23 protein-coding genes and 1 other RNA gene are annotated in these 17,588 nt (G+C 68.9%); 17 read left to right on the plus strand and 7 right to left on the minus strand.

Annotation, left to right across the window (positions count from 1 at the left end):
* Positions 1 to 37: 37 nt before the first annotated feature.
* From VN378_RS06360 to VN378_RS06370, 3 genes are read left to right on the plus strand one after another with little or no spacing between them, the layout of a single operon-like run.
* The gene (locus tag VN378_RS06360) at positions 38 to 721 is read left to right on the plus strand and encodes an EF-hand domain-containing protein (RefSeq protein ID WP_325742045.1); all 684 of its coding nucleotides are present in this window, start codon (positions 38 to 40) and stop codon (positions 719 to 721) included.
* 55 nt (positions 722 to 776) lie between these two features.
* A complete protein-coding gene (locus VN378_RS06365; protein WP_325742046.1) occupies positions 777 to 2,072 on the plus strand; it encodes a S41 family peptidase in 1,296 nt (431 codons plus the stop codon).
* Positions 2,073 to 2,080: 8 nt separating this feature from the next.
* Positions 2,081 to 3,403 (plus strand): S41 family peptidase, encoded by a 1,323-nt coding sequence (locus VN378_RS06370; RefSeq protein WP_325742047.1) that lies wholly within the window; start codon positions 2,081 to 2,083, stop codon positions 3,401 to 3,403.
* Here the strand turns inward: VN378_RS06370 and purT are convergent.
* From purT to tkt, 5 genes are read right to left on the minus strand one after another with little or no spacing between them, the layout of a single operon-like run.
* Positions 3,295 to 4,491 (minus strand): formate-dependent phosphoribosylglycinamide formyltransferase, encoded by a 1,197-nt coding sequence (purT, locus tag VN378_RS06375; protein WP_325742049.1) that lies wholly within the window; start codon positions 4,489 to 4,491, stop codon positions 3,295 to 3,297. The two genes, VN378_RS06370 and purT, sit on opposite strands and share 109 nt — an antisense overlap.
* Before the next feature lie 3 nt (positions 4,492 to 4,494).
* Positions 4,495 to 4,890 (minus strand): VOC family protein, encoded by a 396-nt coding sequence (locus VN378_RS06380; protein ID WP_325742051.1) that lies wholly within the window; start codon positions 4,888 to 4,890, stop codon positions 4,495 to 4,497.
* On the minus strand, positions 4,887 to 5,720 hold the full coding sequence (locus tag VN378_RS06385; RefSeq protein WP_325742053.1) for an alpha/beta hydrolase: 834 nt from the start codon (positions 5,718 to 5,720) through the stop codon (positions 4,887 to 4,889). Before VN378_RS06385 ends, VN378_RS06380 begins: the two co-directional genes overlap by 4 nt.
* Positions 5,717 to 6,493, minus strand: a complete 777-nt coding sequence (locus tag VN378_RS06390) for a hypothetical protein (RefSeq protein WP_325742055.1) — start codon at positions 6,491 to 6,493, stop codon at positions 5,717 to 5,719. The genes VN378_RS06385 and VN378_RS06390 overlap by 4 nt, the downstream gene beginning before the upstream one ends.
* Positions 6,494 to 6,516: 23 nt before the next feature.
* Positions 6,517 to 8,466 carry a transketolase gene (tkt, locus tag VN378_RS06395; RefSeq protein ID WP_325742057.1) on the minus strand — a complete coding sequence of 650 codons (1,950 nt, stop codon included), beginning with the start codon at positions 8,464 to 8,466 and terminating at the stop codon, positions 6,517 to 6,519.
* 143 nt (positions 8,467 to 8,609) lie between these two features.
* Here tkt and VN378_RS06400 point away from each other — a divergent pair, with 143 nt between their 5' ends.
* The 7 genes from VN378_RS06400 to VN378_RS06430 all read left to right on the plus strand — a co-directional run bounded on the left by VN378_RS06400 (position 8,610) and on the right by VN378_RS06430 (position 12,834).
* Positions 8,610 to 8,867, plus strand: coding sequence for a hypothetical protein (locus tag VN378_RS06400; protein WP_325742059.1), 258 nt, complete (start codon positions 8,610 to 8,612; stop codon positions 8,865 to 8,867).
* Positions 8,867 to 9,178 (plus strand): cell division protein ZapA, encoded by a 312-nt coding sequence (locus VN378_RS06405; protein ID WP_325742061.1) that lies wholly within the window; start codon positions 8,867 to 8,869, stop codon positions 9,176 to 9,178. Before VN378_RS06400 ends, VN378_RS06405 begins: the two co-directional genes overlap by 1 nt.
* 75 nt (positions 9,179 to 9,253) lie before the next feature.
* Entirely contained in the window at positions 9,254 to 9,733 is a 480-nt protein-coding gene (locus tag VN378_RS06410) for a MarR family winged helix-turn-helix transcriptional regulator (protein ID WP_325742063.1), read from the plus strand.
* Positions 9,733 to 11,085: a S41 family peptidase gene (locus VN378_RS06415; protein ID WP_325742064.1), complete on the plus strand. Its 1,353-nt coding sequence runs from the start codon at positions 9,733 to 9,735 to the stop codon at positions 11,083 to 11,085. The genes VN378_RS06410 and VN378_RS06415 overlap by 1 nt, the downstream gene beginning before the upstream one ends.
* 53 nt (positions 11,086 to 11,138) lie before the next feature.
* Positions 11,139 to 11,299: non-coding RNA, 6S RNA (ssrS, locus tag VN378_RS06420), on the plus strand.
* 168 nt (positions 11,300 to 11,467) lie between these two features.
* Positions 11,468 to 12,013: a 5-formyltetrahydrofolate cyclo-ligase gene (locus VN378_RS06425; RefSeq protein ID WP_325742066.1), complete on the plus strand. Its 546-nt coding sequence runs from the start codon at positions 11,468 to 11,470 to the stop codon at positions 12,011 to 12,013.
* The gene (locus VN378_RS06430) at positions 12,010 to 12,834 is read left to right on the plus strand and encodes a TIGR00282 family metallophosphoesterase (RefSeq protein ID WP_325742068.1); all 825 of its coding nucleotides are present in this window, start codon (positions 12,010 to 12,012) and stop codon (positions 12,832 to 12,834) included. Before VN378_RS06425 ends, VN378_RS06430 begins: the two co-directional genes overlap by 4 nt.
* Before the next feature lie 12 nt (positions 12,835 to 12,846).
* Here VN378_RS06430 and VN378_RS06435 read toward each other — a convergent pair whose 3' ends face one another.
* Positions 12,847 to 13,035, minus strand: a complete 189-nt coding sequence (locus tag VN378_RS06435) for a hypothetical protein (RefSeq protein WP_325742069.1) — start codon at positions 13,033 to 13,035, stop codon at positions 12,847 to 12,849.
* A 141-nt stretch (positions 13,036 to 13,176) separates the two neighbouring features.
* Between VN378_RS06435 and VN378_RS06440 the strand changes: the two genes are divergently transcribed.
* Together VN378_RS06440 and VN378_RS06445 are read left to right on the plus strand one after the other, a co-directional pair.
* On the plus strand, positions 13,177 to 13,647 hold the full coding sequence (locus tag VN378_RS06440) for a MotA/TolQ/ExbB proton channel family protein (RefSeq protein ID WP_325742070.1): 471 nt from the start codon (positions 13,177 to 13,179) through the stop codon (positions 13,645 to 13,647).
* 5 nt (positions 13,648 to 13,652) lie between these two features.
* On the plus strand, positions 13,653 to 13,970 hold the full coding sequence (locus VN378_RS06445; RefSeq protein WP_325742071.1) for a BlaI/MecI/CopY family transcriptional regulator: 318 nt from the start codon (positions 13,653 to 13,655) through the stop codon (positions 13,968 to 13,970).
* A gap of 35 nt (positions 13,971 to 14,005) precedes the next feature.
* On the opposite strand, the gene VN378_RS06450 is transcribed toward VN378_RS06445, so the two are convergent.
* Positions 14,006 to 14,959: an MBL fold metallo-hydrolase gene (locus tag VN378_RS06450; protein ID WP_325742073.1), complete on the minus strand. Its 954-nt coding sequence runs from the start codon at positions 14,957 to 14,959 to the stop codon at positions 14,006 to 14,008.
* A gap of 81 nt (positions 14,960 to 15,040) precedes the next feature.
* Here VN378_RS06450 and VN378_RS06455 point away from each other — a divergent pair, with 81 nt between their 5' ends.
* The 5 genes from VN378_RS06455 to VN378_RS06475 all read left to right on the plus strand — a co-directional run bounded on the left by VN378_RS06455 (position 15,041) and on the right by VN378_RS06475 (position 17,588).
* Positions 15,041 to 15,643, plus strand: coding sequence for a DUF2975 domain-containing protein (locus VN378_RS06455; RefSeq protein ID WP_325742075.1), 603 nt, complete (start codon positions 15,041 to 15,043; stop codon positions 15,641 to 15,643).
* Positions 15,643 to 15,891: a helix-turn-helix transcriptional regulator gene (locus tag VN378_RS06460; RefSeq protein WP_325742077.1), complete on the plus strand. Its 249-nt coding sequence runs from the start codon at positions 15,643 to 15,645 to the stop codon at positions 15,889 to 15,891. The genes VN378_RS06455 and VN378_RS06460 overlap by 1 nt, the downstream gene beginning before the upstream one ends.
* A 69-nt stretch (positions 15,892 to 15,960) precedes the next feature.
* Positions 15,961 to 16,281 (plus strand): autorepressor SdpR family transcription factor, encoded by a 321-nt coding sequence (locus VN378_RS06465; protein WP_325742079.1) that lies wholly within the window; start codon positions 15,961 to 15,963, stop codon positions 16,279 to 16,281.
* Complete coding sequence (locus tag VN378_RS06470; protein WP_325742081.1) at positions 16,278 to 16,691, plus strand: hypothetical protein; 414 nt, start codon at positions 16,278 to 16,280, stop codon at positions 16,689 to 16,691. Before VN378_RS06465 ends, VN378_RS06470 begins: the two co-directional genes overlap by 4 nt.
* Before the next feature lie 66 nt (positions 16,692 to 16,757).
* On the plus strand, positions 16,758 to 17,588 hold the full coding sequence (locus VN378_RS06475) for a DUF5694 domain-containing protein (RefSeq protein WP_325742083.1): 831 nt from the start codon (positions 16,758 to 16,760) through the stop codon (positions 17,586 to 17,588).

Consider the following 17,588-nt stretch of genomic DNA (forward strand, 5'->3'; position numbering starts at 1 on the left):
GCGTGGTCGAACGGTGTCGCTCCAGAAACGGGAACCGATGCCCATGCTGACCCTGATCGCCCTGTCCGCCGTCCTGATGCAGGACCCGCCCGTCCCGCCTGCGCCCCCGGCTCCGCCCGAAATCCACACGCGTGTGATGGTCATGGGAGCCGATGGTCCCGCCGGACTGGACAGGGACGGCGACGGCCAGATCTCGCGCGAGGAATTCTCGGCCCCGATGAACGACCACTTCGCTCGCATGGACAAGGACAGCGACGGACGCCTGTCGGCCGAGGAAATGGCGGCGGGCCACGACGGTCCGGGCGACCACGTCTTCATCCGGCGCGGTCCGGGCGGCGAAAGCGGTCCAGGCGCTCACCGGCTGGGGATGGGTCACCCCAGACCGCCTGGCGCCCATGCGGAGCACGACGTGCACGCCATGGTCTTCGCGGGGCGCGGCGAGGGCGGGCGGCATGCCATCCACCTGCCGCGCGGCGGCGAACATGCCGGTCGGCACGACATCATCGTCCGCCAGCTCGGCGGTCCGAACGGCGAGCATGCGATGGACGCCGACAATGACGGCCGGATCAGCGAGGCCGAGTTCACCGGTCCCCTGCGCGAAGCCTTCACCCGCATGGACGCCGACCACTCGGGCTTCATCGAGGAGGGCGAACGCGGTCAGGGCCACGACATCCAGGTCTTCACCCATCGGATCGAAACACGACAAGGCAGCGACGACTGATCCGTTCAGCGACTTCGTGATTTGAAAGTCGCCGAAGGCGCCGTCTAATGGCGTCATGGTTTTCCGCCGCCTGATCGCCCGACTGACCGCGTCAGCCGCGATGAGCCTTGCGCTCTTCGCGGCCCCGGCGTTCGCGGACGATCCTGCGATCGCGGCAGCCGCGCCGGCCCCGGCCGCCGCGCCTGCGGCGCCCGGCCGCGAACGGGTCCGGATGAACCAGCGGGTCTTCGACCATGTCTGGAACGAGGTGCGGCGCGAATACTACGACCCGCACCTGCACGGCGTGGACTGGAACGCCGCACGGCGGACGTGGCGGCCTGTGGCCCTGACCGCCCCGGACGACCGGACGCTGTACCGGTCGCTGCGGGGGATGCTCAACCTTCTGGATGACGATCACGCCGGCGCCGCCCCGCCCGCGGTGGCGCGCCGTCAGGATCGGCTGCGCGAACGCCGCGCCGCCATTGGCCTGTCCCTGCGGGCCGAGGCCAACGATCAGGATAGCTATGTGGTGGAACAGGTCCGTGACGGATCGCCCGCGGCCGAGGCGGGCGTCGGCGTCGGCTGGCGGCTGATCACCGATGGCGCGACGGGCTGGACGCCGGAACAGGATGTGGTCGAGGGGCGACCTCTGGTCCTGACCATGATCGACGCCGAAGGCGCCGCGCGCCCGACGATTCTCAACCCCCGGGTGATGGAGCCACGCCCGGCCTTCGTCGCGGACCGTACCCGCCCCGGCGTGCTGGTTCTGAGGGTGGAGGGATTCGAGCAGGGCCTGGGCCGCTGGATGGGCGAGCAACTGGCCGGTCTGACGCCGGACACCGACGTGGTCCTCGACCTGCGGGGCAATCCCGGCGGACGGTTGATGGAGGCGGATGCGGTGCTGAGCTGCTTTCTGCCCGTGAACCGGGCCTGGGCGACCCGCACATCGCGGACCGGTCGCCGGATTCAGCTGAGGACGGCCGGCGGATGCGGCGAGCTGACGGGACCCGTCGCCAATGATGTGGCGGTGCTCGTCGACAACCAGAGCCGCAGCGCCGCCGAGCTGACGCCGGCCGCCCTGCAGGAAGCCCGCCGCGCCCTGGTCGTCGGAGAGCCCACGGCCGGCGCCGTGCTGATCTCGCAGGAAACGCGATTGCCCGATGGCGGCCGCTTGACGCTGAGCCGCGCCGATTTCGTAACCTCGGGAGGCGTTCGGCTGGAAAAACACGGGGTGAAGCCCGACGTGGCCGCGTCTGCGACCGCTGACGATCAGCGAGCCGGGCGCGATCCGGCCCTCGAGGCGGCCGTGGCCGCCCTGGCCGAAGCGGGCTTTGGGGGGCGGGCCTTGTCGATCGATGCGGCGCCCCTCTAGCGTCGGGAATGAGATTCCTTCGCCGGACGACCGCCGCCGTCTTCCTGATCGCCGTCCTCTGCGGCTGCCAGTCTCTTCCGTATGCTGACGACCGCGCCATCCCCTCGCCTGTCGTGGTCGCCGATGGATCCGCCGAACGGGCCGCTCTCAACGCGGCGGTCTATGATGCAGCCATCGCCCTGGTGACCCGCAGGTTCTACCGCCGGGACTTCGGCGGCGTGGACTGGCCCTCCCGAGCCGCCGGGCTGCGCGAAGCGGCCGTCGGCGAACCCGGCGAGACCGGCTTTTACCGGGCGCTCAACACGACCCTCGCCCTGCTTGACGACCCGCACACCAACGCCGTCGCGCCGTCCGTCAACCAGCGTCGGCAGCAGGCCCGGCTGGCGGAGGGGCCGCAATTCGGCATGACCCTTGTGCGGTCCGGAGAAAGGTTCATCGTCACCCGTCTTCGTCCGGACGGCCCGGCCGCGGAAGCGGGCGTGCGACCGGGCTGGCGGGTGGAAACGGTGGACGGGGCGGCGTTCGACGCCAGCCGCACCTACATCGACGGGCCGGGCATGTGGCGCTTCACCGATGCAGACGACGTCGTCCATGATCTGACTCTCGTCGCCCGCCCGATGCCGCGGGCCATGCCCCGGATTTTTCGGCGGCCGGATGGGGTTCTTTTCATCCAGTTCGACGAGTTCGACCGGGCGAGCCGGGAGGCCGTGCTGGATCGGCTGGAAACCGAGTTGGCCGATCCCCCCGCCGCAATCGTCATCGATCTGCGCGACAATGGCGGCGGACTCGATTCGGAGGTCGGCCGGCTGTTATCTCCCTTCTTTGAAGCCGGTCTGGAATACGGTGTCGCCGAGTTCGGCTGGTTGCCGGACCGGCGCCTGAGAACCCGGGCCGCAACCGTGCGCTTCAGGGGACCCATGGCGGTTCTGACGTCGCGCCAGTCCGCGAGCGGAGCGGAGCTGTTCGCCGCCTTCGTGCAGGAACAGGGAAGGGGTCCCATCGTCGGCGGCGCTACGGCCGGAGCGGTGGTGGGATCGCGCCATTTCGCCCTGCCGGACGGGGGCCGCCTGAGCGTGGGCGTCGTCGCTTTCCGCACGGGGGCGGGGACTGTGCTCGAACGGGTCGGCGTGACGCCGGATGTGCTTGTCGAGCCCTCCGAAAGGGATCTCAGGTCCGGAGAGGATCCGGTGCTGGAGCGCGCGGTCGAGGCGTTGAAACGGCCTCAGGCGGGAATCACCCGCACTCTGGAAGCGGCCTCTCGCGCGCGCTCGCGCGCCTCGTCGGTCGTCGCGCCGCGCGCCGTCGCGACGCCCATGCGGCGGCGTTCATAGCTTTCGGGCTTGCCGAACAGGCGAAGGTCGGCCGTCGGGACCGAAAGAGCTTCGGCGACGCCGTCGAAGGCGACGCCGGCCGCATCCACGCCGCCATAGATCACCGCGCTGGCGCCGACGTCGCGCTGGCTGACGTCGACCGGCAGACCCAGGATGGCGCGGGCGTGTAGTGCGAACTCGCTCATGGTCTGGGTGGCCATGGTCACCAGACCCGTGTCGTGCGGACGGGGCGACACCTCCGAGAACCAGACCTGATTCTCCTTCACGAACAGCTCGACCCCGAAGACGCCGAGCCCGCCAAGCGAGTCCGTGACCTTGCGGGCGATGTTCTGCGCGGCAGCCAGGGCGGCGGCCGTCATCGCCTGTGGTTGCCAGCTCTCGACATAATCGCCCTTGACCTGGCGGTGGCCGATCGGGGCGCAGAAGTCCGTCCGCACCGCGCCGTCGCGCACCGAGCGGACCGTCAGCAGGGTGATCTCGAAATCGAAGTCGATCCGACCCTCGACGATGACCGTGGCCCTTTCGACGCGGCCGCCGGACTGGGCGTAGGCCCAGGCGTCGGCGATCTGATCGAGGGACTCCACGAAGGACTGCCCCTTGCCCGAGGACGACATCACGGGCTTGACGAACACCGGCAGACCGATCCGTTCCGCGGCCCCCGCCAGTTCGTCAGCGGACGCGGCGAAGGCGTAGGGCGAGGTCGGCACGTCCAGCTCTTCCGCCGCCAGTCGCCGGATGCCCTCGCGGTTCATGGTCAGCTGTGTGGCGCGGGCGGTCGGGATGACGACGGCATGCCCCGCCGCCTCGACCTCGGCCAACACCTCCGTGGCGATGGCCTCTATCTCGGGCACGATGATGTGGGGCATTTCCGCCGCGATCACTCCGGCGAGGATGTGCGGGTCCGTCATCGGGATGACGTGGCTGCGGTGCGCGACCTGCATGGCGGGGGCGTTGGGATAGCGGTCGACGGCGATGACCTCGACACCCAGCCGTTGCAGCTCGATGGCGACCTCCTTGCCGAGCTCTCCAGCGCCGAGAAGCATGACGCGGACCGCGCTGTCGGAGAGGGGTGTGCCGAGGCGGGTCATGGTTCAATCTCCGGAGCGGGACGGTTCAATCAGGTCCCAGGCGTTGCCATAGAGGTCTTCGAACACGACGACCTTGCCGTAGGGCTCATGACGGGGCGTTTCGCGGAACGTGACCCCCGCCGCGCGCCAGGCCGCGTGGTCGCCTTCCAGATCACCGGTTTCGAGGAACAGCCAGACCCGGCCGCCGGCCTGATCGCCGACCTGCGCTAGCTGCGCCTCCGTCGTGGCTCGCGCCAGCAGCAGGGAGGTCTGGCCGCCCTTCGGCGTCACCCGCACCCAGCGCTTGCCGCCGCCCATGTCGGTGTCCTCGCTGAGGTCGAAGCCCAGCTTGCCGACATAGAAGGCAATGGCCTCGTCATAGTCGCGGACCAGAAGGCTTACGGCCCCTATGCGGCTCATGGCGCCGACGGGACCGCGTACAGCCGGCGGAAGGCGTCCAGCGCCGCCCCGTGATAGATGGTCGCGTGGGTCTCGCCGGGCCGCGGCTGGAATTCCCAGGTCACTCCGGGCAGGGCGTGGTTCCGCAGGTTGGCGACCAGGGTGTCCATCAGCGCCCGAGCCTCTGCCCCCTCGTCGCCCAGGGTCAGGATCAGCGTGCGCGGGTCGTTCGAATGATCCCTCAAATGGGCGCCGGACTGCTGCGCCAGCCGTCCGTCGTCCCACCAGAGGCTGGGGCTGACGGCGACCCAGGCGTCGAACATCTGCGGTTCCTTGAGGAAGGTCTCGACCACGAACAGCCCCGCCAGGGATTCACCCATCAGCGCCGTCTCGCCATTGGTGCGGAAGCGGATGTCGATGAAAGGCTGGACCTCTTTGGCGAGAAAGCGCCGGAACCGGTCGGACTGGCCTTGGGTCGGATAGCGCGCGATCAGTTCGGGATTGTCGGTGGGCAGCGCCAGCTCGTTGCGGCGATCGACGGATGCGACACCGACCACGATCACGTCCCGCGTCGTGCCGACGATGGTCCCCAACTGGGCGATGCCCGAAATGTGGTGGAAGTCCTGGGCCTGCCCTCCGTCCAGCAGGTACAGCACCGGATAGCGCATCTCCCCGGCGGCATAGCCCGGTGGAAGCCACACGTTGATTTCGCGCGCGCCGCCCATGACCGTCGAGGGCAGGGCGAAGGATTGTCCGATGGTGATCGGCGTCGGCTCGACCGCCACCTGCGCCGCCGCCGGCGCCGCGAGCGGCCACAGCGCCGCCAGACACAGGACGAATCCCCGGATCATCGCCCTTCCTCCGGTTCCCGATAGCCGTCCCGCCAGAGATGCGAGCGGTGCGCGGCCTCCAGCGCGTCCGTCAACTCGCGCCGCACCCCCCGCCGCTTCAGTTCCCGCAAGGACATCGTCACCTCTGTAGAGCAGCCCTTCTCCGCGTGGGCCAGCCCGGCCGATTGCAGGATCAGCCCGGCGGCTTTTGCGTCCGGCCAGATGGTCAGTCCCCACTCGTCATGCCCGCCTTGGCCATAGATGTCGGCGCACTCCTTGCGCCCGTACTCGTCCATCGCGGCCATGGCGCGCGCGGCGAACCACGCTTTCAGCTCCTGCGATTTCAGATGGGCGGCGCTGACCCATTCGTCCGCGTCCTCATCGTGCATCTCCGACGTCATCCCGGCAGGCAGGATCGCTCTCCAGTCGATGAGCCGGCCGGTCTGCAGATCGAAGACAAGCGCCGGCCGGTCCCAGTTGGGGTGCGCGCCTCCGCAGTACTCGCCCTGGGTCATCACGATGCTGACGAACCGCGGACCGCTCATGGCGACATCGACCGTTCGGCCCCACTCCACATTGTCGTTGTGGGGTTTCATGCTCAGGCAATCTTCGCGGCTTTCACGGTCCCGGGCGTCGATGCGGTCCAGCGCGGCGTTCACCGCCTGCGCCTCTGGTGTCTTCAGAGCGACCCGGGGCAGGGCCTGGAAATTCTCCGCCAGATCGGGCGAAAACCGCAGGGCGGACTGCGCCTTGGGGACATCGGGTCCGCCGCAGCCGGCCAGGAGGGCCGCCATCGCCAGCCCCGCCGCCGCCCGCATCAGAGGCGCGCCCTGACCGCCGCCGCCACGGCCTCCGCCGTGATCCCGAACTTCTCGTACAGGACCTCGGCCGGTGCGCTTGCCCCGAAGCCGGTCATGCCGACGAAGGCGCCGTCCTCGCCGATGAACCGCTCCCAACCCTGCTGGATCGCGGCCTCGACGGCGACGCGAACCGTGCCCCGACCGATCACCGAGGCCTGATAGGCGGCGTCCTGCTGGAAGAAGAGCTCGAAGCAGGGGACCGAGACGACGCGGGTCGGCGCGCCTTCCGCCTCCAGCACGTCGGCGGCGGCCAACGCCAGCGCCAGTTCCGTGCCGGTGCCGAACAGGGTGACCTTCGCCTCGCCCTTCGCGGCGCGGATTTCGTAGGCGCCTTTGGCCGACAGGTTCTCCGACGCCGCGACCGTGCGGACCGCCGGCGTCTTCTGCCGCGACAGGGCCATGGCCGAAGGCGCGGCCTTGTGCTCCAGCGCAGCCTGCCAGCACTCCATGGCCTCGATCGTGTCGGCGGGACGGAAAACCAGCAGGTTGGGAATGGCGCGCAGGGCGGCCAGATGCTCGACCGGCTGGTGCGTCGGACCGTCCTCGCCGAGGCCGATGGAGTCATGGGTCAGGACGTGGATGGCCCGCACGCCCATCAGGGCGCCCAGCCGGATCGCCGGACGGCTGTAGTCCGAGAACACCATGAAGGTGCCGCCGTACGGGATGACCCCGCCGTGCAGCGCCATGCCGTTCATGGCCGCGGCCATGCCGAACTCGCGGATGCCCCAATTGACGTAGCGGCCTTCATAGGTGGGTGCGTCGAAGATCGGCGTGCCCTTGACGAAGGTGTTGTTCGAGCCGGTCAGGTCGGCCGAGCCGCCGATCAGTTCGGGAATGGCGGCGAACAGCTCGTCCAGCGCCGCGCCCGACGACTGGCGCGTGGCCTGGGCCGGCTTCGTCTCGACAAGTTCGGCGATCTTCGCCTGCAGTTTGTCGAAGGCGCCGGCGGGCAGGTCCCCCTTCATGGCGCGCGTGAAATCCATCGCCTGGGACGAGGCGTTCAGGCGGGCCTCCCACGCCTTGCGTTCCTTGGCTCCGCGACGCCCGACCTTTTTCCAGGCCTTGTCGACGGCTTCGGGCAGTTCGAAGGGCTCATGCGTCCAGGACAGGCCCAGACGGGTCGCGGCGATCTCCGCCGCGCCGAGAGCCGCGCCGTGCGTCTTGTGGCTGCCTTCCATGGTGGCGGCGCCGCGGCCGATTTTCGTCTTGCAGGCGATCAGGGTCGGCCGGTCCTGGCGGATCGCCCACTGCAGCGCCGACTTGATGGCCTTCATGTCGTGGCCGTCGATGGCTTTCACGGCCCATCCCGCGGCCTTGAAGCGCGCCTTCTGGTCGGTGGCGTCCGACAGGGAGACGGCCCCGTCGATGGTGATCGAATTGTCGTCCCACAGCACCGTCAGCTTGTTCAGCCGATAGCGTCCGGCCAGTGCGATCGCCTCCTGCGACACGCCCTCCATCAGGCAGCCGTCACCCGCGATAACCCAGGTGCGGTGGTCGACCAGGTCGGCGCCGAAGCGGGCCGCCAGATGGCGCTCGGCCATGGCGAAGCCGACGCTGTTGGCCAGGCCCTGACCCAGCGGCCCCGTCGTGGTTTCCACGCCGGGCATGTGGCCGTACTCGGGGTGGCCCGCCGTCTTCGAGCCCCACTGGCGGAAGTTGGCCAGCTCTTCCTTTGTCGCGGCCTTGTACCCGGTCAGGTGAAGCAGGCTGTAGATCAGCATCGACCCGTGCCCGGCCGACAGGATGAAGCGGTCGCGGTCGGCCCAGTCGGGACGGCTGGCGTCGAACTTCAGGAATCGGGAAAACAGCACCGTGGCCACATCGGCCATGCCCATCGGCATGCCGGGGTGGCCGCTCTTCGCCTTCTCGACCCCGTCCATCGACAGCACCCGGATGGCGTCCGCCATCTGTCTGGGAGTAGCCTTTTCAGATGCGTTTTTAGGGTCGGTCACGGGCAGGACCTTTCGTCGGGAGGCGGAAAAAAGGAAGCGCGCCGCTTTACCCCGGCGTGCGCGCGGGTTCTATACGGATTCTGGAGGATGTGACCCGAATGGATGCTGCTTCGGCCGCCAAGGACCGTGTCGACCGCGCTCTGGCGCTGCTGGAACGCCGGTTGCTGGATCTCAAGGGCCGTGCGGCCGGGTCCAGTCGCGTGCCCGATGATGATCTGTTCGCGCCCGAACCCTCGACCGAGACCGACCGGCTGCGCATCCACGAGCTGGAAGCCGCGGGCCGGGACGCCGCCGAGGCCCTGTCTCGCGCCGCCGACGCCATCCGCGACAGCCTGGCCGAACAGGAGAGCCGCTGATGGCGACGGTGACCGTCGAGATCAACGGGCGCCCCTACGCCGTCGGCTGCGCGGACGGCCAGGAGGAGCGGGTTCGCACCTTGGCCAGCCAGTTCGACGGTCATGTGCGTCAGGTGGCGGGCGAAGTGGGTCATGTCGGCGACATCCGCCTGTTCCTGATGGCCGGTCTGATGCTGGCCGACGAACTGCATGAGGCGCGCGCCGGCGGCGGAGTCGTTCCTGCATCGTCCGCGGCCGCGACCACCGACGGCGTAGCCGAGGCGCTCAACGCCGTCGCCGCCCGGCTGGAAAAGATCGCCCAAGGGCTCTGACGCCGACACTTCTGTGCCGGAAGCCTGTCGGATTTGTCATTTGGCGGAATGTATTAGCGCTTATACATTACCCCTATGGCCTTTTCACTCCGCACCCACGGCGTCCTGCTCCGTCGTCTCGTCGACCATCTGGATGGGGCGGTCGAGCAGGCCTATGTCGACGCCGGCCTGGACTACCGGCCCCGCTTCACGCCCATCCTGCGCGCCCTGCTCAATCACGGTCCGGCGACCCTCCGGGCCCTGTCCGGTCATACGGGCGTCACCCATTCCGCGGTCAGCCAGACCATCACCCAGATGGCGGCGCGCCAGTGGGTCTCGCTCGAGCCCGGCGCGGATGCCCGGGAACGCATTGTGACTCTCACGCCGTTCGCGATGGAGCATCTGCCACTGCTGGAACGATGCTGGGCCGCCACTGAGGCCGCCTCCCGCTCACTGGACGAGGATATCGGCCAGTCGCTGGCCGATATCCTGATCCGGGCGCTCGAAGCCCTTGAGCGCCGTCCGCTTGCCGACCGTCTTGCGGCGGCTCTTTCCCCCAAATCCGGAGTCCATTGATGAACCGCCCCCGCCTCATCGCTTCCGCCTGCCTTCTGGCCTGCCTTGCCGGAACGCCGGCTCTGGCCCAGCGCGCCGCGCCGACGGCGGTCGCCCGCGCGGAAGCGGCGGCGCCGTTGGGCGTCGAACAGCGGGCCGCCGCGATCGCCGCCATCATTCAGACGGTGGAGAGCCGATACGTCTTTCCGGATCGCGTTCCGGCCATCCGGGACCGGCTCAACGAGGGGCTGGCCAGCGGACGCTACGACACCGCTGACCCGGGCGTCTTCGCGGAGCGCGTGACCGCCGATCTTCGGGAATCGAGTGGCGACGGGCACATGTACCTGAACCATGCGCCCGATCAGTATGCGGCGGCCGCCGGTTCGGACGCGGAGGCCGACGATAATCCGGCGCTCCAGGCCATCTGGGCCGCCGCCGCCCGGCGCAGCAACAACGGCCTGACCGAGATGCGCATCCTGCCGGGCAATGTTCGCTACCTGCGCATCAGTGGCTTCCACTGGGTCGCTGATCGCACGGGGCAGGCCTATGACGACGCCATGCGCTTCATGCGCGACGGCGACGCCCTGGTCATCGATCTGCGCGGCAACGGGGGCGGGGATCATGCCGCGGTGCGCTATCTGCTCAGCCATTTCATGGAGCCGGACCAGCTCGACATCACCTTCCTGGAGGCGGGCAAGGATCCGATCCAGTCGCGCACGCTCGACAACCTTCCGGCGGGCCGGCTGCGCGGAAAGCCGCTCTATGTCCTGATCAGCCGGCAGGTCGGTTCCGCGGCCGAGGCGTTCGCCTATGACGTCCAGCAGTTCCGGCTGGGAACGCTGGTCGGTGCGACCACCGGGGGCGCGGCGAACAACAACACCTTCTTTCCCGTGGCCCCCGCCTTCATGCTCAGCGTCTCCTACGGGCGGCCCGTGCACCCGGTGTCCGGCGCGAACTGGGAGGCCGTCGGCGTCAGTCCCGATGTCGCCGTCGATCCGGCGATCGCGCTGGACACGGCCGCATTGCTGGCGGTGAAGTCGCTTCTGGCCCGCGCCGGGGCCGATCCGGCCGACCGTGCTGATTGGGCATGGGCCGAAACCGGAATCGAGAGCCGGCTGCATCCGGCGACGATTGCGCCAGCCCGTCTGCGCGCACTGGCGGGAACCTACGGCGGTCGGGTCATCCTGTTCGAGGACGGAAAGCTGTTTTGGCGCCGCGCCAACGGCCAGAAGGTCGCGCTGGTCCCGATGACCGCCGAGGGACTGTTCATGGCCGAAGGTTATGACGACCGCCTGCGCCTGCGGCTGGCAGGCGAAGCGCTCGAGATGCATTGGATCGATGAGCCGGCGCCGTCGCGTTTCACGAGGGACTGAGGCGCGCGGCCATTGTTCCGCCCGGCCGGAAGGACTATCTTGCCCGACGGCGGGTCTTGCTGCGGCCCTCGTCGAAGGCAACATTTCCTTGCGACCTTAATTCACTCGAAGGGAGCTGTCCCTGACCAGGCTCGTGGGCCTGGGCACACGGCGCCCACCTGGCTACCCAGGTCGAGAGGATTTAAACGTCCTTCACGGTTCTTGCGGCGCCGCCACCCTTCTCTCTTTTTGCCCTGTCGCTCGCCCCGCGGGGGCCTCGCTGCTTGAGCGCGGTCGCGGGTGTCGTCACCCTCCGGCTTGACCGGAGGGTCCTGCTTGAGCGCGACGAGTCCGCGCGCTACGGCTGCCGGGCGTGTTCGACGCGGCCGGGCGGGTTTCTCCCATGACCGACAAGCATCAGCTTCGCGCCGCGATGCGGGCCACGCGCAAGCGTCTGGCGGGGCTGGACGCGGGCGCCGCCGGCCGCGCCGCCGAACAGGCCGGCGCCCTGCCGCCCGGGCGGATCGTCGCCGTCTATCGCGCCATCGGCTCGGAACTGGACGTCGACGCCCTGTCTCTGGCGCTCGACCGCGCGGGCCGGGAACTGTGCCTGCCGGTGGTCATCGAACGGGACGCGCCCATGATCTTCCGCCGCTGGTCCCCGGGTGAGCCGCTGGAACTCGACGAAGCCGGCGTGCCTGCGCCCTTCCCCTTGGCCGAGGTCGTCGAGCCTGAGCTGATCCTGACCCCGCTGCTGGCTTTCGACCCCCATGGCGGGCGGCTCGGGCAGGGGGGCGGCTACTACGATCGCACCTTCGCGGCCCTGCCGGATGCGGTGCGGATCGGCTTCGCCTACGCGGGGCAGGAGGTCGACCGGCTGCCGGTCGAGGCGCACGACATCCGCCTGCATGGCGTTCTGACCGAGACGGGCTATAGAGCCTTCGCATGAGACTGGCTTTTTTCGGTGATGTCGTCGGCAAGTCCGGACGCGACGGCCTGAGCGACCACCTGCCCGGCCTGAAGCGCGACCTGAAGCTCGATTTCGTGGTGGTGAATGCGGAAAACGCCGCCGGCGGTTTCGGCATCACCGAGAACACCGCGCGTGAGCTGTTCATGGCCGGCGCGGACTGTCTGACGCTGGGCAATCACAGCTGGGACCAGCGCGAGGCCCTGACCTATATCGTGCGAGAGCCGCGCCTGATCCGGCCGCTCAACTATCCGCGCCTGATGGACGCCCCGGGCGCCGGGGCCAATCTGTTCGAAACCCACAGCGGCAAGACCGTGCTGGTCATGAACGTCCTGGGCCGGATCCACATGGATCCGATGGACTGCCCGTTCAGCGCCGTCGAGAAGGAGCTGGCCGCCTGTCCTCTCGGCATGGCCGCCGACGCCATCATCGTCGACATGCATTGCGAGGCGACCTCCGAGAAGATGGCCATGGGTCACTTCTGCGACGGCCGCGCCTCGCTGGTGGTGGGCACCCATACCCACGTCCCCACCGCCGACTGCCAGATCCTGCCGTCCGGCACGGCCTATCAGACCGACGCCGGCGGCTGCTGCGACTACGACAGCGTCATCGGCAACGAGAAGGAAGAGCCCCTGCGGCGCTTCACCACCCGGCTGTCGGGCGGCCGCTATGTCCCGGCGCATGGCCCGGCCACCATCTGCGGCGTCTATGTCGAGACCGACGACCGGACGGGTCTGGCCACGCGCGTCGAACCGATCCGCGTCGGCGGGCGGTTGAGCCAGACGATACCCGTCCCGGCCTGATTGACGCCGGCCTCACGCCCTCATCAGCGCCATCATCATCTCGGCGATGCAAAGCGCGATCATGCCGACGGCGGGCGCGCCCTTGATCACCACCAGCCCGGCCAGCGCCACGATCAGCACGGTCTCGATCTTCTCGGCGCGTATGCGCCGCCGTCGGGTCCGCCCGGCTCGTGCGGGTTTCGCCGCTCCAAAGTCTTCCATGGTGATTTCCTTGGCTGCAGCCGTCGATCCGCGAGCCTGACATAAGGGTTTACATACGTAAACGTTATGGATTACATTTGTAGTCGTGTTCGGGAAACTTGACTGTCCGCGTCTTCCCCTTTTCCACCAAGGAGTTCGTCCATGTCTGATCCCCGAGTTTCCCGCGCCGGTTTGGCGGTCCTTATGGCGGCGCTTGCGGCCCCCGGCGTCGCTTTCGCGGCGGGGCCCGGCATAACGCCGGGCAATGTGTTCGGCGACGCCTCGCCCAGCGTGAAACTGATCATGCTTTTGCTTGTCGTCGGCGCCTTGGCCGCCGTCATCGTGACAGTGCTCAAGCTGGCTTCGGGGCGGCGGCTGTCGGGCGGGTCGGCCTATGTCTCGGCCTTGAGGCTGGGTGGTCCGCTGCTGGGGCTGATGGGCGCGATGTTCGTGCTGCTGATGGGCTTCATCGGCATGGCCAATGCCGGAGAACCGGTCCCCATGGCGGTGCTGGCGCCAGGCTTCGCCGAGGCGGCCCTGCTGTTCCTTCTGGGACTGCTGGCGGGCGTGGTTGGCGTGATCTGTCACTGGATCATCGAGGCGCGCATCGATCGAACCGTCCTGGGGTCCTGAGGGCGGTGCGCCTGCACGTCACCGAAGCGGAAAGCGCGGTTCTCGCCGCGCTCTGGGCCCGAGGGCCGTTGTCCTTCGCCTCCCTGATCGAGGAGGTGAAGGCTGGCCAGCCCTGGGCGGACGCCACCATCAAGACCCTTCTGCATCGCCTGATGCAGAAGGGCGCGGTGCGTTCGCAGAAGGACGACGGCCGCCAGCGCTATCACGCAGTCATCGACCGCCAGACTTGGGTCGAGGGCGAGGTCCAGGATCTGCTGGACCGGCTGTTCGACGGCAAGCCGGACCGCCTCGTCGCCCTGCTGGCGGAGCGGCCGGACCTCTGACGGTCAGGCGGGATACGCCCCCGCGCCCGGCCGGGTCAGGGTAGTCCTTCGTTCCCCCGGCCGGGCTGGCCTTCCCGGGACTGGTGGCCGAGGAACACTTCGATCGCCGGATGTTCGGCGGCGAAGCGGCGCAGCCGGTCTGCGGACCGCTCGGCGTCGGCCTTCGCCCTGTCGGGAACCGGCTGGGGCATCGCGTCGTCCCAGCCCAGCCGGGTATGGACCGCATCGCCGACGATCAGTTTGGGCCCGTCGAGGGTGTTGATCAGATAGGCGGTCGAACCGGGCGAATGACCGGGCGTGTGCAGGGCCCAGACCGAGCCGTCGCCGAAAACGTCCAGCACGCCGGCGAATCGCCCGTCCGGATCGGGCGCGAAGGCCCACTCCCGCAGCGGCGCGCGCCCCGTCAGAATGGCGTCGATCGGATGGCCCAGCAGTCCGTTCAGCCGATGGGTCTCGCGCGCGTCACCCGGTCCGAGATAGATCGGGACCGCGGGGTCGAGATCGAGCACGCCGCCGACATGGTCGAAATGCAGATGGGTCAGAAACACGGCCTGCGGCGCCGGGCGACCGGTCAGCCACTCGGCCAGCCCCCGGTCGATCCGGACGGACATGTCCGCCAGACCCTTGCGCATCAGCGGGCCCAGTCGCGCCTCCAGATCGCGCGACACCCCGGCGTCGATCAGATAGCGGCCGCGCGTCGGATGATCGAGGACATAGGCGTAGATGACGGCGATCTCGAACCCTTGCGGAACCGAGGCGGTGCGCGGATCGTCCCGATCGATGAAGCCGCCCCGACCTCCGGTCCATTGCGCGAAACGCACGCGTTCGAAGCCGACCACGCCCGGTTGGGACAAGCTGGCTTCCATCCGGCCGGTCGACGCAGGCGCGCCGAGGTCAGCCACGGTCAGAGGGTGGCGGGTCGCCGGCGTCGCGCAGGCTCCGAGCGCCAGCAAGACGGCCGCTATCGCCAGATGGCTCAGGTTTCGCACTATGGTTCTCCCTCCCGCTTTGACAACACATATCGAAATACATAAAAATATTGCTGTCAATCATGATTCTGGAAGGCTTCTATGGCCCTGATAGCCACGCTTCCCCCGCCCGTTCCGTCGCGCCCGGCGGCGCTCGACCGCATTGCGGGTGTCAGCCGGCTCCTGCAGTGGCTGTTCACCGCCGCCCTGGCGGTCGGTGCAGTGATCCTTCTGGGCGCGGTCCTGACGGTGTTGTTCTACGAGGGGCCCCGGGTGCAGGTCCGGCCCGGCGGGCTGCAGATCTTCATCGAGCCGGGCACGCCTCGGCTGATCCAGGGCTGGACGACGCTGGGGGTCATGCCGTTCACGCGCAAGCTCGCCCTGGCCGGATCCGCGACGCTCATGCTGACGCCTGCGTTGGCGATCCTGTGGCAACTGCGCCGGCTGTTCGCCCTGTATCGCGCGGGCGTGGTGCTGGCGGCCGAGAATGCACGCTGCCTGACCTTCATGGCGATCTGGCTGGTCGCCTACGCCGTGGCCCCGACGCTGGGTCACCTTCTCGTCACGGCGGCGGGCTTTGATGACCGAGGCTGGTTGCGGTTGGACAGCCTTCAGGCGCTGGGGCTGGGTCTCGTCCTGTTCGTCATGGCGCGGGTCATGGCATGGGCCGCCGAGGTCCACGACGACGCTTCGAGGTTCGTCTGATGCCGATCGTGCTCAGGCTCGACGTGATGATGGCGCGCCGCAAGGTCCGCTCGAACGTGCTTGCGCGCGCCATCGGCATTTCCGAAACCAATCTGTCGCTGCTCAAGTCCGGCAAGGTGAGGGGTTTGCGGTTCGCCACCCTGGACGCGCTGTGCCGCTATCTGGACTGCGCTCCGGCCGACATCCTCGAATACGTCCCCGACTCGCCCGATGTCGCCGACGCGCCTGAGGTCCGGCTGGCGGGCTGAACAGCGTTCCGCGCGTCACAGCCAACGCGCCCCTTGACTTTAGTTCGATAATTAGCTAATCATCAATCTATGAGCAGTGTGTTCAAGGCCCTTTCCGATCCAACCCGCCGTCGGGTGCTTGAGCTTCTGCGCGGACGGCCCATGACGGCCGGCGAGCTCAGCGAGCATTTCCCCGTGTCGAAGCCGACCATGTCCGCCCACTTCAACGTCCTCCGCGAGGCCGATCTGGTGGACGCATACAAGCAGGGCACGACCATCACCTACCGGCTCAAGCTGTCGGTGCTGGAGGACGCCCTGCTGGGCTTCGCCCGGACCTTCGGCTTCGGCTCCCTGCACAACAGCGCGGAGGCGGACCCCGTCTCCGCGCCCCGCAAGGAACCCACCCGATGATCGTCAAACCCCTCGGCTTCGCCCTCGGCCTGGCCGCCGTCTTTCTCGCCGTCGCCGCCGGCCTGCGCTTCGCCGCGGCGGAGGGAATGGTGGCCGACGACATCGTCCGGCGCGCGGTCCAGGCCCTGATCGGCCTCGGCCTGGCCGCCTGGGCCAATTTCATGCCCAAACAACTCGGCCGGCCGCGCAAATCCGCCGGGGCCGAGACCCGGTCCCAGGCCGCGCTTCGGGTCGCGGGCTGGTCCATGACCCTCGCCGGTCTCGCCTACGCCGGCTTCTGGGCCTTCGCCCCCCTGCCGTTCGCCGACACCGTCTCCATGGTCCCGGTCGCCGTGGCGATGGTCCTGACCCTGGGCTACGCCATCTGGTGCTTCGCCGCCTGCCGCCGCGGCGCGCCCGCCGGAAATTAATCGCGGGCGGCTGCATCCAAACGGGCGGCTCGGAGCCTCTGGCCTCCAAACCCTCGGAGCCCGTCCATGCTGAGACTTCTCGCCGCCCTCGTGGCCCTCGTCCTGCCGGCCGCCGCGATGGCGCAGACCCCTGACGCCGCCCCGGTCGAGGTCATGGTGCTGGGGACCTATCACATGGGCAATCCGGGCCAGGACCTGCACAACGCCCGGGTCGATCCGGTGACCACGCCGGGGAAGCAGGCCGAACTCGAGGCCGTCGCCGAGGCGCTGGCGCGCTTCCGGCCGACGGCGATCGCGGTCGAGCGGGTGGCGCGCGACCAGTCGACCATGCTGGACCACCGCTATCCGGCCTTCACCCCCGCCGACCTGCTGACCGACCCCGACGAGCGGGTCCAGGTCGGCTATCGCCTCGCCCATCGCCTTGGGCTGGAGAGGGTCTACGCCATCGACGAACAGGATCGCGACGACCAGCCCTCCTACTTCCCCTTCGAGGACGTACAGGCCTGGGCCGAGGCCAACGGTCGCATGGATGTCCTCGGCGCCATGCACGCCCAGGTCGGAGCGATGATCGCCGACATGGAGACCCGCCAGCGGACGGACACGGTCGCCGATCTGCTGCGGTGGATGAACACCCCCGAGCGCGCGGCCTCGGACCAGACCTTCTACACCGCCATGCTCGCCTTCGGGGCGGGCGACGCCCAGCCCGGCGCGGTCCTCAACGGCCGCTGGTACACCCGCAACGCCCTGATCTTCGCGCGCCTGATGCAGGCCGCGAAGCCGGGCGACCGGATCGTGGTCGTCTATGGATCAGGCCACAGCTACTGGCTGAGGCAGTTCGTCCAGACCACGCCAGGCTTCCGGCTGGTCGAGGCCAACGATTATCTGCCGGCCGCCTGA

Source organism: Brevundimonas sp., assembly GCF_035561115.1.
GTDB lineage: Bacteria > Pseudomonadota > Alphaproteobacteria > Caulobacterales > Caulobacteraceae > Brevundimonas.

What these genes read in the sequence shown, in the direction of transcription:
- VN378_RS06360 (WP_325742045.1), top strand. Translation starts at nt 38, where the DNA reads ATGCCCATGCTGACCCTGATCGCCCTGTCCGCCGTCCTGATGCAGGAC.
- VN378_RS06365 (WP_325742046.1), top strand. Translation starts at nt 777, where the DNA reads ATGGTTTTCCGCCGCCTGATCGCCCGACTGACCGCGTCAGCCGCGATG.
- VN378_RS06370 (WP_325742047.1), top strand. Translation starts at nt 2,081, where the DNA reads ATGAGATTCCTTCGCCGGACGACCGCCGCCGTCTTCCTGATCGCCGTC.
- purT (WP_325742049.1), bottom strand. Translation starts at nt 4,491, where the DNA reads ATGACCCGCCTCGGCACACCCCTCTCCGACAGCGCGGTCCGCGTCATG.
- VN378_RS06380 (WP_325742051.1), bottom strand. Translation starts at nt 4,890, where the DNA reads ATGAGCCGCATAGGGGCCGTAAGCCTTCTGGTCCGCGACTATGACGAG.
- VN378_RS06385 (WP_325742053.1), bottom strand. Translation starts at nt 5,720, where the DNA reads ATGATCCGGGGATTCGTCCTGTGTCTGGCGGCGCTGTGGCCGCTCGCG.
- VN378_RS06390 (WP_325742055.1), bottom strand. Translation starts at nt 6,493, where the DNA reads ATGGCGGCCCTCCTGGCCGGCTGCGGCGGACCCGATGTCCCCAAGGCG.
- tkt (WP_325742057.1), bottom strand. Translation starts at nt 8,466, where the DNA reads ATGGCGGACGCCATCCGGGTGCTGTCGATGGACGGGGTCGAGAAGGCG.
- VN378_RS06400 (WP_325742059.1), top strand. Translation starts at nt 8,610, where the DNA reads ATGGATGCTGCTTCGGCCGCCAAGGACCGTGTCGACCGCGCTCTGGCG.
- VN378_RS06405 (WP_325742061.1), top strand. Translation starts at nt 8,867, where the DNA reads ATGGCGACGGTGACCGTCGAGATCAACGGGCGCCCCTACGCCGTCGGC.
- VN378_RS06410 (WP_325742063.1), top strand. Translation starts at nt 9,254, where the DNA reads ATGGCCTTTTCACTCCGCACCCACGGCGTCCTGCTCCGTCGTCTCGTC.
- VN378_RS06415 (WP_325742064.1), top strand. Translation starts at nt 9,733, where the DNA reads ATGAACCGCCCCCGCCTCATCGCTTCCGCCTGCCTTCTGGCCTGCCTT.
- VN378_RS06425 (WP_325742066.1), top strand. Translation starts at nt 11,468, where the DNA reads ATGACCGACAAGCATCAGCTTCGCGCCGCGATGCGGGCCACGCGCAAG.
- VN378_RS06430 (WP_325742068.1), top strand. Translation starts at nt 12,010, where the DNA reads ATGAGACTGGCTTTTTTCGGTGATGTCGTCGGCAAGTCCGGACGCGAC.
- VN378_RS06435 (WP_325742069.1), bottom strand. Translation starts at nt 13,035, where the DNA reads ATGGAAGACTTTGGAGCGGCGAAACCCGCACGAGCCGGGCGGACCCGA.
- VN378_RS06440 (WP_325742070.1), top strand. Translation starts at nt 13,177, where the DNA reads ATGTCTGATCCCCGAGTTTCCCGCGCCGGTTTGGCGGTCCTTATGGCG.
- VN378_RS06455 (WP_325742075.1), top strand. Translation starts at nt 15,041, where the DNA reads ATGGCCCTGATAGCCACGCTTCCCCCGCCCGTTCCGTCGCGCCCGGCG.
- VN378_RS06460 (WP_325742077.1), top strand. Translation starts at nt 15,643, where the DNA reads ATGCCGATCGTGCTCAGGCTCGACGTGATGATGGCGCGCCGCAAGGTC.
- VN378_RS06465 (WP_325742079.1), top strand. Translation starts at nt 15,961, where the DNA reads ATGAGCAGTGTGTTCAAGGCCCTTTCCGATCCAACCCGCCGTCGGGTG.
- VN378_RS06470 (WP_325742081.1), top strand. Translation starts at nt 16,278, where the DNA reads ATGATCGTCAAACCCCTCGGCTTCGCCCTCGGCCTGGCCGCCGTCTTT.
- VN378_RS06475 (WP_325742083.1), top strand. Translation starts at nt 16,758, where the DNA reads ATGCTGAGACTTCTCGCCGCCCTCGTGGCCCTCGTCCTGCCGGCCGCC.